The organism is Myroides sp. ZB35, assembly GCF_001865835.1.
Classification (GTDB): Bacteria; Bacteroidota; Bacteroidia; order Flavobacteriales; family Flavobacteriaceae; genus Flavobacterium; species Flavobacterium odoratimimum.
The window spans coordinates 1,172,147-1,189,128 of record NZ_CP017769.1 but is presented as its reverse complement, the minus strand read 5'-3'; the positions used below and the strand labels follow the sequence as shown (position 1 = coordinate 1,189,128).

The 16,982-nt window shown below is 35.7% G+C and carries 22 protein-coding genes; all 22 read left to right on the top strand.

The window, feature by feature from the left end; genetic code table 11:
- Positions 1-3 precede the first annotated feature (3 nt).
- The 22 genes from BK054_RS05425 to BK054_RS05320 all read left to right on the top strand — a co-directional run bounded on the left by BK054_RS05425 (position 4) and on the right by BK054_RS05320 (position 16,980).
- Positions 4-888: a lipid A biosynthesis acyltransferase gene (locus tag BK054_RS05425; protein ID WP_006257914.1), complete on the top strand. Its 885-nt coding sequence runs from the start codon at positions 4-6 to the stop codon at positions 886-888.
- Entirely contained in the window at positions 888-1,793 is a 906-nt protein-coding gene (locus BK054_RS05420) for a flavodoxin (protein ID WP_006257915.1), read from the top strand. The genes BK054_RS05425 and BK054_RS05420 overlap by 1 nt, the downstream gene beginning before the upstream one ends.
- 8 nt (positions 1,794-1,801) lie before the next feature.
- Entirely contained in the window at positions 1,802-2,935 is a 1,134-nt protein-coding gene (locus tag BK054_RS05415) for a beta-ketoacyl-ACP synthase III (protein ID WP_006257916.1), read from the top strand.
- A complete protein-coding gene (locus BK054_RS05410) occupies positions 2,936-3,376 on the top strand; it encodes a hypothetical protein (protein WP_006257917.1) in 441 nt (146 codons plus the stop codon).
- A complete protein-coding gene (locus BK054_RS05405; RefSeq protein ID WP_006257918.1) occupies positions 3,377-3,835 on the top strand; it encodes a hypothetical protein in 459 nt (152 codons plus the stop codon). It abuts the gene before it with no gap.
- 3 nt (positions 3,836-3,838) lie between these two features.
- Positions 3,839-4,246 (top strand): hypothetical protein, encoded by a 408-nt coding sequence (locus tag BK054_RS05400; RefSeq protein WP_006257919.1) that lies wholly within the window; start codon positions 3,839-3,841, stop codon positions 4,244-4,246.
- Between the two features lie 3 nt (positions 4,247-4,249).
- On the top strand, positions 4,250-5,245 hold the full coding sequence (locus tag BK054_RS05395; RefSeq protein ID WP_006257920.1) for a BtrH N-terminal domain-containing protein: 996 nt from the start codon (positions 4,250-4,252) through the stop codon (positions 5,243-5,245).
- Positions 5,245-5,997 (top strand): ABC transporter ATP-binding protein, encoded by a 753-nt coding sequence (locus tag BK054_RS05390; RefSeq protein WP_071307031.1) that lies wholly within the window; start codon positions 5,245-5,247, stop codon positions 5,995-5,997. Before BK054_RS05395 ends, BK054_RS05390 begins: the two co-directional genes overlap by 1 nt.
- A 7-nt stretch (positions 5,998-6,004) precedes the next feature.
- Positions 6,005-7,270: an ABC transporter permease gene (locus tag BK054_RS05385; RefSeq protein ID WP_083387859.1), complete on the top strand. Its 1,266-nt coding sequence runs from the start codon at positions 6,005-6,007 to the stop codon at positions 7,268-7,270.
- On the top strand, positions 7,245-7,691 hold the full coding sequence (locus tag BK054_RS05380) for an acyl-CoA thioesterase (protein WP_016649923.1): 447 nt from the start codon (positions 7,245-7,247) through the stop codon (positions 7,689-7,691). Before BK054_RS05385 ends, BK054_RS05380 begins: the two co-directional genes overlap by 26 nt.
- Before the next feature lies 1 nt (position 7,692).
- Entirely contained in the window at positions 7,693-8,817 is a 1,125-nt protein-coding gene (locus BK054_RS05375; protein WP_071307030.1) for a beta-ketoacyl synthase N-terminal-like domain-containing protein, read from the top strand.
- Between the two features lie 2 nt (positions 8,818-8,819).
- Positions 8,820-9,446 (top strand): hypothetical protein, encoded by a 627-nt coding sequence (locus BK054_RS05370; protein WP_006266015.1) that lies wholly within the window; start codon positions 8,820-8,822, stop codon positions 9,444-9,446.
- Complete coding sequence (locus tag BK054_RS05365) at positions 9,446-9,703, top strand: phosphopantetheine-binding protein (protein WP_006257926.1); 258 nt, start codon at positions 9,446-9,448, stop codon at positions 9,701-9,703. The genes BK054_RS05370 and BK054_RS05365 overlap by 1 nt, the downstream gene beginning before the upstream one ends.
- Before the next feature lie 6 nt (positions 9,704-9,709).
- The gene (locus tag BK054_RS05360) at positions 9,710-10,906 is read left to right on the top strand and encodes a beta-ketoacyl-[acyl-carrier-protein] synthase family protein (protein ID WP_071307029.1); all 1,197 of its coding nucleotides are present in this window, start codon (positions 9,710-9,712) and stop codon (positions 10,904-10,906) included.
- A 3-nt stretch (positions 10,907-10,909) separates the two neighbouring features.
- Complete coding sequence (locus BK054_RS05355) at positions 10,910-11,923, top strand: beta-ketoacyl synthase N-terminal-like domain-containing protein (RefSeq protein ID WP_006260474.1); 1,014 nt, start codon at positions 10,910-10,912, stop codon at positions 11,921-11,923.
- Entirely contained in the window at positions 11,917-12,678 is a 762-nt protein-coding gene (locus tag BK054_RS05350; protein WP_071307028.1) for a polysaccharide deacetylase family protein, read from the top strand. The genes BK054_RS05355 and BK054_RS05350 overlap by 7 nt, the downstream gene beginning before the upstream one ends.
- 4 nt (positions 12,679-12,682) lie before the next feature.
- Positions 12,683-13,312 (top strand): outer membrane lipoprotein carrier protein LolA, encoded by a 630-nt coding sequence (locus BK054_RS05345; RefSeq protein WP_006257930.1) that lies wholly within the window; start codon positions 12,683-12,685, stop codon positions 13,310-13,312.
- Positions 13,290-13,916: a hypothetical protein gene (locus tag BK054_RS05340; protein WP_006257931.1), complete on the top strand. Its 627-nt coding sequence runs from the start codon at positions 13,290-13,292 to the stop codon at positions 13,914-13,916. The genes BK054_RS05345 and BK054_RS05340 overlap by 23 nt, the downstream gene beginning before the upstream one ends.
- Before the next feature lie 9 nt (positions 13,917-13,925).
- Positions 13,926-14,522, top strand: coding sequence for a porin family protein (locus BK054_RS05335; protein WP_071307027.1), 597 nt, complete (start codon positions 13,926-13,928; stop codon positions 14,520-14,522).
- A 32-nt stretch (positions 14,523-14,554) separates the two neighbouring features.
- Complete coding sequence (locus BK054_RS05330; protein ID WP_006257933.1) at positions 14,555-15,148, top strand: porin family protein; 594 nt, start codon at positions 14,555-14,557, stop codon at positions 15,146-15,148.
- Positions 15,149-16,129: 981 nt separating this feature from the next.
- Positions 16,130-16,498 carry a 3-hydroxyacyl-ACP dehydratase gene (locus BK054_RS05325; protein ID WP_006257934.1) on the top strand — a complete coding sequence of 123 codons (369 nt, stop codon included), beginning with the start codon at positions 16,130-16,132 and terminating at the stop codon, positions 16,496-16,498.
- A gap of 2 nt (positions 16,499-16,500) precedes the next feature.
- On the top strand, positions 16,501-16,980 hold the full coding sequence (locus tag BK054_RS05320) for a hypothetical protein (protein ID WP_006266009.1): 480 nt from the start codon (positions 16,501-16,503) through the stop codon (positions 16,978-16,980).
- The last annotated feature ends 2 nt before the right edge of the window (positions 16,981-16,982 follow it).

The window sequence follows — 16,982 nt, the reverse complement described above, 5'->3', positions numbered from 1 at the left end:
AAAATGACACAATGGCAAGGTAAATCTAAAGGGACACTTTTAGGATATAGAATATTTGTTTTTTGTATAAAGAAGCTCGGTATTAGAACAGCTTATAGTGTTCTAGTATTTGTAGCTTTTTATTATTTAATAACAGCATGGAAGTCAAATAAGTCATTATACTATTATTTACATCATAGGCATAGATATTCAATAGTGAAATCTGTAATGATGATGTATATGAGTTATTTTAGATTTGGACAGGTACTTATTGATAAAACAGCTATCTCTTTAGGTTTACGCAACCGTTTTACTTACGAATTTGATGGCATAGAAATATTAAAGCAATTATTAGAAGAAAAAAAAGGGGCAATTCTGATTAGTGCTCATGTGGGGAATTTTGAGGTTGCAGAATATTTCTTTGCAGATATAGATTTTGAATGTCAAATAAATTTGGTAACAACGGATAGAGAGCACTCATTTATCAAAGAGTATTTTGAGAGTATATCTATTAAGACAAACCTTAATTTTATTATTGTCAAAGATGATATGTCTCACATTTTTGAGATTAATAATTGTTTGTCTAATAACGAGATTATTTGTTTTACTGGAGATAGATATTTTCCAGGGACAAAGGTCTTGACAGAGGAATTCTTAGGTGAACAAGCTGTATTTCCAGCTGGTCCATTTAGTATAGCTTCTCGTATGAAGGTACCTGTTGCGTATGTATATGTGATGAAGGAAGCTAATTTACACTACCATTTGTACACTAGACGTGCAGAGGTAAAACATAGAGATGCGCAGCATCTATTAAAATCATATTGTGACAGTGTTACTCAGATTGTAAAGAAGTATCCATTACAGTGGTTTAATTACTATGATTTTTGGGATACAGATAGTAAGAAATAATGAAAAAAAAAGTACTTGTTTTATATTATTCTCAGTCAGGACAGCTTAAGCGTGTCTTAGACAGACTTACTGAGCCTATTCAGTTAGATGATAATGTAGAAATTACGTATTGTAAAATACAGTTAGAACAAGACTTTTTATTTCCTTGGAACAAAGAAGATTTCTTTAATGTTTTTCCAGAATCTTTTAGACAGATAGCACAACCTGTAATTGCTCCTGTTGATGAAATATTAAACACTAAGTATGATTTAATCATATTAGGGTATCAAGTGTGGTATCTCTCCCCATCTATTCCGATTAATTCATTTTTAAAGAGTGAATATGCACAGCATATTTTTGCTAATACTCCTGTAGTGACAGTGAGTGGTAGCCGTAATATGTGGGTTATGGCACAAGAAAAGATGAAAAAACTATTGAAGGATGTCAATGGACAGTTGGTTGGTAATATAGCACTTGTAGATAGACATATTAATTTGGTAAGTGTTATTACGATTGTCGATTGGATGTTTAGTGGTAAGCAACGCAGAGTCTGGGGCTTTTTGCCTAAACCAGGTATATCAAATGAAGAGATAATGAATAGCAACCGTTTTGGAACGGTTATAAAAAATTATCTTTTTAAAGAAAATTATCAAGGTATGCAGACAGAGCTAGTAAATATAGGGGCTGTAGAAGTTAGGCATTTTTTAGTATCTATGGATAAGAAAGCCAATAGAATATTTAAGGTATGGTCAGCGTTAATCTATAAGAGTAAAAATAGAAAGACATTATTAAAGATATTTAATTATTATTTATTTATCGCGATATGGTTGATTTCACCTATCGTGCATATGATTCACCTCTTGTTATATCCATTGAAATATTGGAAGATAAAAAAGGACGAAAAGTATTTTCAAGGAATAGATTAGTTACTATTATGAATAAAGTATATATAACAAAAAGTGCAAAGTTTTTGCCTAATGAAGCTGTTGATAATGATCAGATGGAAGCCAAATTAGGTAAGATAGACAATAAAGAATCAAAAGCGAGACGTATTGTATTGCGTAACAATGGAATTGAACAACGTTATTATGCTATTGATAGTAATGGCTATGTAACACATAACAATAGTGATTTGACATTTGAATCAATAAAAGGATTATGTGATAATCAATTTACCTTAAGGGATATTGAGGTATTGTCATGTGGTACTTCTACACCTGATCATTTGTTGCCTTCTCATGCAGCTATGGTACATGGTCTAATGAAAACAAAATCAGTAGAACTAAACTCTGCTTCTGGGGTGTGTTGTTCTGGGATGAGTGCATTGAAATTTGGTTATATGTCAGTGAAGTCTGGTAATTCTAAGAATGCTGTTTGTACAGGATCTGAACGTGTGTCTTCATGGATGAAAGCAGACCGCTTTGAAGCTGAGATAGACAATCTAAAGGAACTGGAACAGACTCCTATTATCGCATTTAAAAAAGACTTTTTGCGCTGGATGTTATCTGATGGAGCGGCAGCTTTATTATTAGAGGATAAGCCTAGAGATACTACTTCTCTAGAAGTATTGTGGATGGATGCTTACTCATACGCTTATGAATTAGAAGCGTGTATGTATGCTGGAGGAGATAAACAAGAAGATGGTTCTATCAAACCTTGGAGTGATTATTCTTCTAGTGAATGGTTGACTGAATCTGTATTCTCTTTAAAACAAGATGTGAAGATACTAAATGACAATATATTGGAAAGAGGTGTGGATAGTATGAAACGTGCAATGGAAAAATATGATGTCAAAACAGGCGAAATAGACTATTTTTTGCCACATGTGTCATCACATTATTTTGTAGATAATTTATATACTAAATTTGTTGAAGCAGGTATAGAAATAACAAAAGACAAATGGTTTATGAACCTTAAGCGTGTTGGTAACGTTGGGTCAGCTTCGATTTATCTAATGTTAGAAGAACTGATGAATTCAGGTAAATTAAAATCAGGTGATCGCATTATGTTGTCCGTTCCAGAGAGTGGAAGATTCTCTTATGCATATGCTTATCTAAAAGTGGTATAGATGGATAAATTAGTAGATATAATAGATCGCAACTTAGTCAAACAGTTGATACCTCAACGTGAACCAATAGTTATGGTAGATGCTTTGTATGAATATACTGAGACTAGTATAACTGCTGGACTAACAATAGATGAACATAATCTGTGTGTAAATAGCGATGTGCTGAGAGAGGTAGGAATAATTGAACATATGGCTCAGTCTGTAGCACTGCATACAGGGTATCAGTTTCATTTGCGTAATGAGCCTGCACCAGTTGGCTATATTGGGTCTATCAAGAAGATAGATATACATAACTTACCTAAAGTAGGTGATACAATATATACAAAGGTTGATATTCTACAAGAATTTATGGGAGTGACCTTAGTAGAATTAGTTACGTATTGTGAAGGAGTAGTAATTGCTTCAGGTTCGATGAAGACTGTATTAGCTAAAGAAGAATAGATGGGACGTTCTACTCGATCTGTAAGTATTCAAAATTATCTACCTCATCGCGAACCGATGCTTATGGTAGATATCATTAGTGAAATAGGGAGTAAAACGGTAAGTACTACTTTTTTAATAAAGGAAGATAACTTATTCGTCACTAAAGGAGAACTCCAAGAGGTAGCACTAATAGAGAATGCAGCTCAGACTTGCGCTGCTATAGTTGGTCAGTCATTTTTCTTTGATGAGAATGATAATGAAAGAGAGAACGTTAGTGTACTAGGCTTTATTAGTTCGATAAAAAAAGTGAAGATAGATAAACTACCTAAGGTCGGAGAAATGATTATTACTAAGGGATCTTTGGTTTCTAAAATAGATGGAGGAGATACTGTCATCTGTGTGATGCAGGTTAGTACTTTATTAGGAGAGGATGAGATTATGAGTGCTGAACTCAATCTATTTCTACAAAAACAATAGCTTATGAAAGAGTCTGATGTACCACAAGACAAGAGTAGTCTAAAAGAAAATGATATTAAGGAGCTGTGCTATGCTGTGAATGATGATGGAGAATATGTGACAGCATTAAGCTCAGGTTGGGAAACTAAAACAATAGTACAAGAAGCTACCCTGTCTCAAATAGAAGAAAGAGTGAATGAAGCGAGACATCAAGTGATAGATGGTGTTTACAGTCCTATTGTGTACTACATGGAAGTGAATAGAATGGATATGCAAACATTATGTGCTTATGTATCAATGTGGAAGTGGAGAGTCAAAAGACATTTTAAACCAACTGTGTTTAATAAATTAAGCAATACGATATTACAGAGATATGCAGATGCTTTTGGTATCACAGTAGCTGAATTAAAAGCATTTAAGGGAAAGGAATAAGTTATGACTGTAGATTTTATACATCATCAATCAGCACACTGTGAAAACGGTGTTGCTTCAAATTTGTTAACTAATCAAGGGATAAAGATTAGCGAACCAATGGCTTTTGGTTTAGGTTCTGGTCTGTTTTATGTGTATTTACCTTTTATCAAAGTAAATCATGCACCTGCAATTAGTTATCGCCCTTTACCAGGGCTAATCTTTAATCGTTTGGCAAAGCGATTAGGGCTAAAGGTAAAGCGTATTAAGTTTTCTAATAAAGCTAAGGCACAACAAGTCTTAGAACAAAAGATAACAGAAGGGATTCCATGTGGATTACAAGTAGGTGTATATCACTTACCTTATTTTCCTGATGAATATAGATTCCATTTTAATGCACATAACTTAGTTGTTTATGGCAAAGAGGATGAAAGGTTCTTAGTAAGTGACCCTGTGATGGAAAGTACGACAGTGTTAACTCCACAAGAGTTAGAGCGTGTACGTTTTGCACAAGGGGCTTTTGCTCCTAAAGGACAAATCTATTATCCTATAGAAATACCTCAATCCATAGATTGGGAAAAAGCAATCAAAAAAGCGATCAGAAAGACTTGTACAGATATGCTTGCTCCTGTACCTATTGTTGGTGTAAAGGGAATGCGTATGGTAGCAAGAGCTATTGTGAAGTGGCCTAAGAAGGTCGGTGGAGCTAAAGCAAATCATTACTTAGCGCAAATGGTGCGTATGCAAGAAGAAATTGGTACTGGAGGAGGAGGTTTTAGATTTATCTATGCTGCCTTTTTACAAGAAGCAGGGAACAAAATCAGCAATACTAGATTAATAGAATTGTCTCAAGAGATGACTGCTATCGGTGATAGTTGGCGTGACTTTGCAGTTAATGCTGCTCGGGTATACAAGAAGAGAAAGAATGGAGATGATGTATATATCGCACTATCTAAAGAACTATTAAGTTTAGCAGATAGAGAAGAACAATTCTTTAAAAAATTGAAAAAAGCAATATAATGCAACAAAAGATAATAGATATCGAATGCCTCTATAAGAAATATGAAGGGAGTGAGTTCTTTTCTGTAAAGGACTTGACACTTTGTATTGATAAAGGAACATTCTTTGGTTTCTTAGGGCCTAATGGTGCTGGGAAGACCACATTGATATCTATGTTATGTGGTTTGATTAAACCTACATCAGGTAAGTTACTAGTTAATAAATTGTCATATCGTACACATGCTAGTATTATCAAACAACAGATAGGTGTAGTCCCTCAGGAGTATGCCTTATACCCTACCCTCACTGCTTACGAGAACTTGTGTTTCTTGGGGAGTATGTATGGACTTAAAGGGAAGGCACTTAAAGAAAGAATTAATTACTACCTTGATTATTTAGGACTAGAAGCTTTTAAACACAAAAGAGTTGATATATTCTCTGGTGGAATGAAGCGACGTGTTAATCTAATAGCAGGAATATTGCATAAACCGAGTATCTTGTTTTTGGATGAACCAACAGTAGGTGTAGACTTACAATCAAGACTCGTTATTGTTGACTTCTTAAAGCAATTGCACCAAGGAGGAACGACAATATTATATACTTCACATCATCTGGCTGAGGTAGAAGAATTGTGTACAGAGATTGCTATTATTGACAAGGGAACTATCTATGCACTAGGTACCAGTGAAGAATTAAAAGAACAAACCAATACAGAGACTTTAGAACAAGCTTTTTTATCTCTAACAGGAACGAATTTAAGAGATGATGTATAAACTGTGGATGACCATACGCAAGGAATTCTTGTTGTTGATTCGCGACTTTGGTGGATTGGCAATACTCTTTGTGATGCCTGTATTTTTAGTAATTACAGTTACCTTAATTCAGAATAACACCTATGAGAACATCACTAACCAAAAGATGGAAATTCTATTGGTTGATAATGATAAAGGCGAGATATCTAATAAGCTAATCACTGAAGTAAAACAGTCTGGTACATTTGAGTTTATTAGTGAGATGAACAATAGGCCTTTGACAGAACAAGGAGCAAGAGAAGCTGTACTTAAAGGGCAATATCAGTTGGCTATCGTAATTCCTGAGCATCTAAGTAGTAGTTTAACAGAACGCATAGATAGTAATGTTAATCGCGTAGTCGCACACTTTATGGATGGAGATTCGCTTAGTACGCAAGAGACATTCACACCGAAGGAAGTTAAATTATACTTTGACCCTGCTCTACAGACTTCTTTTAAGGAAGGGATTAAAGGAGCAATTGATAAGATAGTTGCTACGATAGAGAATAAGACGATATACAGTGCTTTTGCAACTCAGTTGAGCGAGAGTTCAGAACCACAAGAATTATTCGCTCAGGAGAGCTTAATTAGCTTCAAAGAGATAGCGCCTAAAGATGAGGAGTTTAATAAAATCCCAAATGCAGTACAACACAATGTACCTGCATGGAGTCTATTTGCTATTTTCTTTATCATCGTACCCTTAGCGATGAATATTGTCAAAGAAAAGAATCAAGGAACAAATATTAGATTATATACCATGCCTACCTCACCTATCATTACTTTAGGAGGAAAGGTATTTACTTATTTAACCATATGTTTATTGCAGTTTTACCTTATCATTTTAGTAGGTAAGTATTTCTTTCCGATGATAGGTTTAGCTTCATTTGAGTTTAGCAATAATCTATTTGCGCTTACTATTGTTACGCTTTTTTCAGGGTTAGCAGCAGTGTCGTTAGGCGTGCTGTTAGGGACAATAGCTAAGACTCAAGAGCAGTCCTCTCCTTTTGGAGCTACATTTGTAGTTATACTTGCAGCAGTGAGTGGTGTATGGGTACCTACATTTGTGATGCCAAGTTTTATGCAGTATATCGCTAGTGCCTCACCTATGAATTGGGCATTAGAAGGGTACTATACTATCCTACTAAGGGATGGAGGCTTATGGCAAGCACGCTATATGATTATTTTGCTACTTTTGTTCTCATTATTAATACTTTTAATTGCTCTGTTTTATGATAAGAAAAAAAGATCTTTATAACGAAGTATCTCCGTTAGTGGAGATAACAGAAGTAAGGGTTCGTTTTAATGAGACGGATGCTTTAGGTATTGTGTGGCATGGAAACTATCTAACCTATTTTGAGGATGGTCGAGAAGCATTCGGTCGCAAGTATAAGATATCGTACTTAGATGCTATTGATAATGGGTATGTGACACCTATTGTATCTTCATCTTGTTCGCATAAGCTAACAGTAAAGTATGGGGATGTATTGCGTATAGAAACGAGTTATATCAATACACAGGCGGCTAAGATTATATTCAGATTTAAGATATTTAATCAGAAGGATGAAATAGTCTGTACAGGAGAAACTATACAGGTATTTTTAGATAAAGAAGGGAACTTGTCTTTGCAGTTGCCTGCTTTTTATGAGGAGTGGAAAAGAACAGTAGGTTTGTTGTAATATGAAGAAAGTATATATCACATCTACTTCTTGTCTGAGTAGTGTAGGCGCTGATAAGCAACTAACATGGCAAGGAATACAAGAAGGTCGATCAGGAATAAAGAAAGTCAAACAACTTGGCTTTATAGAGGATATCTATGCAGGTCAGATAGAGGATACTAGTATAGAAGTACAGTGGAGTAAGCTGAATATATCAGGTGTATATACACGCTTAGAGAAGATGCTTATCCTTGCACTTAAGCCTATTGTAGACCAAAAAAAACCTTCTGCTAAGTCACAGCTGATTCTAGCTACGACTAAAGGTAATATTAGCGATCTAGCTCATACAGGTGCTACAGGTGCAGATATCAATGTGATGATACAGCGCATAGCAGATTTGTTTGGATTTAGTACACTACCTATTGTTGTTTGTAATGCTTGTGTATCGGGTATCTTGGCAGTGTCAGTCGGTAAGAGAATGATACAGATGGGAGAATGCGAAGATGCATATATTCTAGCAGGTGATGAATTAACACCATTTGTAGTGTCTGGCTTCAATAGTTTTCAGGCGATGAGTGATGAGCCATGTAGACCTTTTGATATTAATCGAAAAGGAGTTACACTAGGTGAGGCTACAGCAGCGATACATTTATCATCAGAGCACAAGGAGCACACAGTAGCATTCGAAGTGATAGGAGAAGCTTCTATAGCAGATGCAAACCATATATCAGGTCCTTCACGTACAGGAGAAGGACTATATCTAAGTATACAAGGAGCTTTGCGAGAAGCGGGTATTACAGCTGAGCAAGTTGATTTAGTATCTGCTCATGGTACAGCGACTAACTATAACGATGAGATGGAGTCTATCGCTTTTGATAGATGTGCTTTGGCTACTACACCTATTCATAGTCTGAAAGGGTATTTTGGACATACACTAGGAGCTGCAGGACTGTTAGAACTTGTGATGGTGATAGAAAGTATGCTGCACAATCAATTGGTTGTCTCTAGAGGTTATGAAGTATCAGGTGTATCTAGAGTCTTGAATATGATTACGACGAAGAGTACATTACCTTTAAATATTGCCTTGAAGACAGCGTCTGGTTTTGGGGGGTCTAATACTGCTTTATTAATTGCTAAACGAAATTAAATATGACTGAACAATATAAATATAGCATCAGCAAATGGTGTACTGTATCAGACGAAGTAGTTAGCCTTAATGATAAAGTCGTATTTACTGGAGATAAAGGTGACTTTGCTGCCTTTGTTAAGGCATATTATAAAGCAAATGAAATAGATTATTCGAAGTTTTTCAAAATGGATCCGATGAGTAAGCTAGCGTTTATTGGAGCAGAATGTTTATTGATGGATGAGGTATTTGAAAAACCGACCCATGATATTGCACTGTTGTTTAGCAATGCTAGTTCTAGTCTAGATACAGACTTGAAACACAGTGAGACTATAGTTGACAGAGATAACTTCTATCCTAGCCCTGCCGTATTTGTCTATACATTGGCTAATATATGTTTGGCAGAGGTTAGTATAAGACATAAACTACAGTCAGAGAACACGTTTTTTATTTCGCCTCGTTTCGATATTGATTTGATGTATGCACAAGCATCGTATTTACTAGAGACTAATAGAGCGAAGAAGGTTGTCTGTGCTTGGGTAGAGTATTTAGAAGGAACGTATCAGTTCTTTGGGTATGTCGTAGAACCTCAACAACAAGGAAAAATAGAACACACAAAAGAGAATATTAAAGAAATATATAAGATATAATGGAAGATTTAAAGATTGAATTAAAAGGAAAAATCATTGAAGTATTAAACTTAGAAGATATTGCAGTGGAAGATATCCAAGATAACGATCCACTATTCGGCGATGGTCTAGGATTAGACTCTATTGATGCTTTAGAGTTAATTGTATTAATGGACAAAGATTACGGGATTAAGTTAAGTGATCCAAAAGAAGGACGTAGTATCTTTCAGTCAGTTGAAACAATGGCAACTTATATTGCTGCTAACAGAACTAAATAATTTGCTATGCAGAAGCGTATCGTTATTACAAGTATGGGGATTATCTCTGCGATAGGTAATACTGTCGAAGAGAACTACAATGCCCTTATTTCAGGTCAATCTGGTATAGATGAACTGACTTTATTCGAGTCTATTCACCGTGGAGTAATTAAAGTAGGTGAAGTCAAAATGACTACTGAGGAGTTAATTACAGCACTAGGATTGAGCAGTGATAATAATTATACGCGTACAGCTTTACTAGGAGCATATGCAGCTAGAGAGGCTGTTACAAATGCAGGAATACAAGATATCAATGACCGTAAGACGGGATTGATATCTTCTACTTCTGTAGGTGGAATGGATTATACTGAGAAGTTCTTTTATGAGTTTGAGACTAGCGTAGAGAGCAGAAAGTATATTGATACACAGGGAGCTGGTGACTCTACAGAGAAGATAGCAGATTATTTAGGACTTCACGGATTAGTGACTACGATTAGTACTGCGTGTTCTTCTGCTGCGAATGCGATTATGCAAGGATCTAGATTGCTTAGAGCGGGTAAGTTAGACCGTGTTATCGTAGGAGGTACTGATGCATTGTCTAAGTTTACCGTTAATGGGTTTAATACCTTGATGATTCTTACAGATGGATATAATACGCCATTTGATCACAATCGCAAAGGATTAAATCTAGGAGAAGCTGCTGCTTATTTAGTACTAGAGCGTGAAGATATCGCTATAGCAGACGGTAGAACTATACTAGGTGTAGTAAGTGGATATGCTAATGCCAATGATGCATACCATCAGACAGCCTCATCAGAGAATGGTGAAGGTGCTTACTTAGCGATGCAAAAGGCATTAAAAATGGCTAATCTATCTCCTAAACAAATAGACTATATCAATGCTCATGGCACGGCTACTCCGAACAACGATTTATCAGAAGGAAGAGCGATGCAACGCATATTCGAAGATGATATGCCTATGTTTAGCTCTACAAAGCCCTATACAGGGCATACTCTTGCAGCAGCAGGAGCTATAGAATCGGTATATAGTATACTTGCAATGACACATGGTGTAGTATTTCCGAACCAAAACTTCGTTACTCCAATGGAAGAACTTTCGATAAGACCACAGACTACTCTAATGCACAAAGAGATTAATACTGTATTATCAAATTCTTTTGGTTTTGGAGGTAATTGTTCGACTGTTATATTCTCTAAAATCTAAGCTATGAAAGTGTATGTAAATGGACTAGGGTCTGTCTCTTGTCAAGAGGGATCTAGAAACTTTAAAGCTACATCTTTAACACAGGTGTCTCAGGGTATTAATCTAGCGAAACAACCTTCTTATAGAGATCTTATCCCTGCTGGGATGATTAGACGTATGGCTAAGGGTGTGAAGATGGGGATATTCGCTTCACATACCGCATTAGAAGAGGCTAATATAACGATACCTGACGCTGTGATTACTGGCACAGGATTAGGGTGTCTGATAGACTCTGAGAAGTTTTTATCTACGATGTTAGAGAACAACGAGAGTTACCTTACTCCTACTTCGTTTATTCAATCTACCCATAATACAGTTGGTGGGCAGATAGCTCTACAGCTACAGTGTATGGGATATAACTTTACTTATGTACATCAAAATACTTCTTTTGAGTCTGCTCTTTTGGACGGTATTTTACAGATACAGTCAGGTGAGTTAAATAATGCTTTAATCGGAGGTGTAGATGAGATAGGAGATATTACGATGAGATTTCTTCAATTGGCGAAGAAGATAAATACACCAGAAGAGATATTCTCTAAAGGGGTTAACTATGGGGAGGGAGCTACTTTCTTAGTATTAGATAAGCAGCAGTCTGAGCAGTCTTATGCGGAGATTGTCGACACAGATATTTGCAACAGAATAGATTCAGTACAAGACTTTATCGAAAGCTTCTTGTCTCGAAATAACTTAACTACTGAGCAGATTGACGTTTTAGTACTGGGTAGTAATCTGACTTCGAACGATGGAGATTATTACTTACATGCGCAAACTACGTGTGCAAATAGCGCCGTAGAGACGTTCAAAGAGTTTAGTGGAGAGTATCATACTGCTTCGGCATTTGGTCTTTTAAATGCCTGCGAAATGCTTAAATACCAACAACTATTTAGCACAGGTGAGTCCAAGTCGATAACGTATGTTTTAGTGTATAATCAGTTTGACGGAAAAGACCACAGTTTAACTTTACTTAGAAAATGCTGAGATTTAAACGTATCAACTTCTTTGGAATCTTGTATTCCACAGTAGTTGTTATTCTTATTTTTACAGATTCAGTTCGCAGTTGGTGGTTTATCTTAGGTGGAGTGCTTTGGATAGGCTTACTTGCTTGGGGTGCATTTGATATGAGATTAAACGTGTTTACAAAGGCTGTATCTCATCAAAAACAGGAGAAGCGCAAGCGCATAGCCCTTACCTTTGATGATGGTCCTACCCTATTCACTCCTAAAGTACTTGAATTATTGACACAGTATAAGGCAAAAGCAACTTTCTTTTGCATTGGCAATCAAGTAGCACAGCATCCTGACATTCTTCTACAGGTGTTAGCACAAGGTCATCTTATTGGCAACCATACCCAGACACACACTACACGTATGGGGTTTCTCTCAGCAGATGAGGTTTATCAAGAGATAATAACAGCAGAACAGACGATAGTAGATACCACCGGTATTAGACCGAGGTGGTACAGACCTCCTTTTGGGGTGACTAATCCTAATATCGCCAAAGCCTTGGCTAGAACAACTTATAAGGTAGCAGGATGGAATATTCGGTCTTTAGATACTGTTATTGAAACAGAACAACGTATTTTTGAACGTATAAAACACAAGATTAGACCTGGAGCTATTATCTTACTACACGATACGACAGATAAGAGTGTACAGGCGCTAGAGCTACTGCTTATCGAACTGACTAAACAGGGATATGAGATGGTCACTCTAGACCAATTATTAAATGATTAAACGTATGAAAAAGGTATTAAGTACATTGTTTTTACTGGTGATGACAACAGTCTCATTGGCACAAGAAAAAGCAATGAGTCAAGCTGAGATTGCTTCATTTAAGAAAGAGGTTGTCTCTAAAACCAAAGAAATAACAAGCTTATCTACAGACTTTACGCAGTATAAGCACATGAGCTTTATGTCAAAAGACATCGAGTCAAAAGGTGAAATGCTATTACAAGTGCCTAATAAGCTACTGTGGAAATACAGTACGCCGTTTGAGTACAGCATTGCCTTTAAAGACAATAAAATAAGCATCAATGATCAAGGTAAGAAGAACAAGGTAGATATAGGAAATAACAAGAAGTTCGCTAAGATCAATAACCTTATTGTAGGCAGTATCAGTGGGAATATGTTTGATGAAAAGGAGTTTAAAATTTCTTATTTCAGAGATAATAAACGCAGTATAGCGAAGCTTATCCCTCTAAGTAAAGATATATCTCAGTATATCTCACAGATCGTTTTATACTTCGATGAAGGGCAGAGTACTGTATCTGAAGTGAAGTTAGTGGAGCCTTCGGATGACTACACACGCATCGTATTTAAGAATAAGAAAACGAATATCAAACTAAATGATTCGAGTTTTACTAATTAGTCTGTGTAGCCTTTTAGCGGTATCGTGTAAGAGTATTAAGCTCGATGGTATTTATACAGATAGCTTTATTACTCAGGAGAGTGTTATCGAGAATAACTATTTTGCTACCCTAGGTGAAGAACACATCTTTAGGGCAAATATGACAGTGTTTAAACACGAACTAAGTGGGCTCTTAGTGGTTAAGCGCATGGATGAGAATCAGCACAGAGTGGTTATGACTTCTGATTTTGGAAACACATTATTTGATTTTTCTATTTATTCGGATAAATATGCTGTTAATTATGTGATGAGTGATATAAATAAGAAGCTAATATTAAATATCTTAGCTAAAGATTTTCAGTTGTTTACTGCTGTTCAGTTACCTGTGAAGAAACTTAGTCTAAGAGAAGACGATACAGTCTTCTTAGGAAGGTATAATAAGTTAGAGACTGTCGTGTTTTGGGACAATGCCTTAGGCAGAGTTTCTCGCCTAGTCTATGGTACACCGAAGAAAGCTAAAGTATCATATAATTATGTACAATCAGAGAATGATAAGCCTATCTTATCGATAGAACATTACAATTTTCCGATGCGTATAATACTTACCCCTATGACTGATGAGTAAATAAGAAGTATGAACCACACAGATACTATAATTATGAAAAAACTATTACTTACACTTTTATTAATCATGGGTATAAGTCAGTCTTATGCACAAAAGAAACAAAGAATACTAACGCCTGGTGTTCGTGGAGGATGGAACTTTAGCAGTGTTGTAAACTCTGGGGGGGACTCCCGTACAAACGTCTATGTAGGGGTGCAACTTCCTATACGCTTAGCTAAGTTTTATTCGCTTCAACCAGAATTAGTGTACTCTCGTCAAGGGGCAGATAATATCGTTGACAGAATCTATTATGAGAATGGACATGGTCGTTCAGTTGATTTAAAAATGGGGTATATTGATATCAATGTGATTAATAAGTTTCACTTTGGTCGATTGAATCTTCAGGTAGGACCAGGTATTGCCATCCAAGCTCATAATAACGTATCAGAAATGACCCCAGTAGACCTAACTATTAATTTAGGTGTCGGTATTGATATTACCAAGCGCATCGGGATAGAAGCTCGCTGGATGCCTGGTCTGATTGGTATTAATGATTATTACTATGATAGTGATAATGGCGAAATGCGCAACAATATACTTCAAGTAGGAGCTTACTTTAGATTCTAATCTCTTTTGGCTACTATAAACACACTATAATTATGAAAAAACTATTACTTACACTTTTAATAGTCATGGGGGTAAGTCAGTCTTATGCTAAAGAGAAGAGAAAGATACTTAATCCCGGTATACGCGGTGGTTGGAGTATTAGTAATGTAACTAATATAGGTGGAGATTATCGCACTGATTTTTACGCAGGGATACAATTACCTATTCGTTTTGCTAGATTTTATGAATTACAACCTGAGCTGATATACTCACGTCAAGGAGTGAAAGGAACAAATAATAATCCACATTATGATCCGTATCAGCGAGATGCAGATGAATTAAAACTTAGTTACATAGACATTAACGTGATTAATAAATTCTATTTTGGTAAGATTAATTTACAAGCAGGACCTGGTTTAGCTATAGCAACGAATAGCAGTAAGTATAATGTCACTCCTATTGACTTAACACTTAACCTCGGTATCGGTATCGATATTACCAAGCGCATCGGGATAGAAGCTCGCTGGATGCCTGGTATAGTGAGTATTAATGCATCTGCTGATGAGTATCACTATAGTAGTCGATATGATGATTCGGATTATATGCGTAATAATACATTTCAGATAGGAGCCTATTTGAAGTTCTAGTACACAGTATATAAATATATTCAAAGTCGATTAAACGCAATAACATTGCGTTTAATCGACTTTTTTTATGGCTGTTTTTTCATGATTATTTACTCGATATACAGAGCTAATAGTATTTGTAGTTTTTGAAATTTCGTTCGTATTAGGAAGCCTAGTGTGACATTGTATAAGGGAGGATCACATCCTAAAATTAGAAGAACAGATCATAAAATCGTTTTATTCAGACAGATACTAGTATTACATTATTTTAGTGTTTGCCTCCTTTCTAGACAGTTTAGCGTGTCAATTTTATCCCTTTTTTAAGTATATAATTTTCTTGATTACCTACTTTTTATTTACAGATAAGTAGTGCAATGTGTGCTATTTAAGATACAATAGGTGTAAAATACGATATGTTTAGCTCACTATGTTTCCAGTATGCTAGGCTAGTGCTGGGTATGTGGTCGGCTTAAAACAATATTTTTAAGCCGACCAAATGCCTATCATATGCCGACCACAAGCCGACCACCCCGATTTTGTATACTCGGAAAAATAGAGAAATTAGGGCGAAATATGAATTTTAGTCTGTTTTTTACCTTTGTGTTTCTAGTCTGCATTGTGGAGTGTTGTTATTTCTGTGATGAATATTGGGTGATGCAGTCAGTAGAGAAGTAGCTACGTATTGTTTTGAAAGGAGGAGTTTTAGTGTGTTAATCGTTTTGTAATTAATGTGTTATATTCTGTATAGGAGTGGTGAAAGGATGAATAGAGGTGATATAATGAGTTTCTATTATATATTTATTTCTTTTGTGTATAATTAAAAATTAACCTAATATGCAGGGAAATTTTATTGTTATTTGCTGAAGAATATAGATTAAATAAGAAAATAAATGCTAGAACTTCTGTTTTTTTTGTGAAGAAGTTAAATGGCGTTTAAATAACAGTATGTTTTTTTTAATTAGTTTTGCATTAAAGTTTTTTTAAGAAATAATATAGGTATTTATGCTTATCGACAATTTTTATGAAGTAGTTAATTTAGAAGAGACTACAGCGAATCAATATACTGCCTTAGTACGATTAAATACCACGCATGATGTATTTAAAGGACATTTTCCAAATAATCCTGTAATGCCTGGTATATGTATGATGCAGATCATTAAAGAATTGTCTGAATCAATCTCGAAGTGTGAACTTTTTATGGAACAGGTAATCAATGTGAAGTTTATGGCCTTGATTAATCCTGAGAAGTGTAATGAACTAACGTTTTCGCTACAGGTAGATGAGGTAGACGAAATCGTAAAGGTGAAGAGTACTATCGACTTTGTAGGTACTATCGCTTTAAAAATGAGTAGTACTTATAGCAAGAAATAGATATGAAATTCTTAACTGTTATTTTCATTAGTGCAATGATGCTGTTTCAGACTTCGACGACTAGTATCAGAGAACGTTTTGAACACGCGGGAGAGTCTGTAGAACTAGCAGAAGCGTTCTATAATCAGACTCTAAAATTAGATAACACAGATTTGGGCAATGCTTACAAAGGAAGTGCGCTAATCACGAAAGCTAAATTCGAGAAAGGTATTAAGAATAAAAAAGCGCTAATCGTACAGGGGGCTGCACTGCTAGATGGAGCAGTAGCTAGTAAGCCAAAGGATGTAGAAATAAGATTAATCAGGCTCATCATACAAGAACACGTACCGAATATCGTGAAGTATAAAGCGAATATACAAGAAGATAAACGGGTAATACTAGAGAATTATAGCAATCAGTCTGCTGATGTAAAGAAATGGATTAGTAGTTATGCGAAACAATCAAAAGCATTTACTACTGATGACAGAAATAAACTTCTGTAATG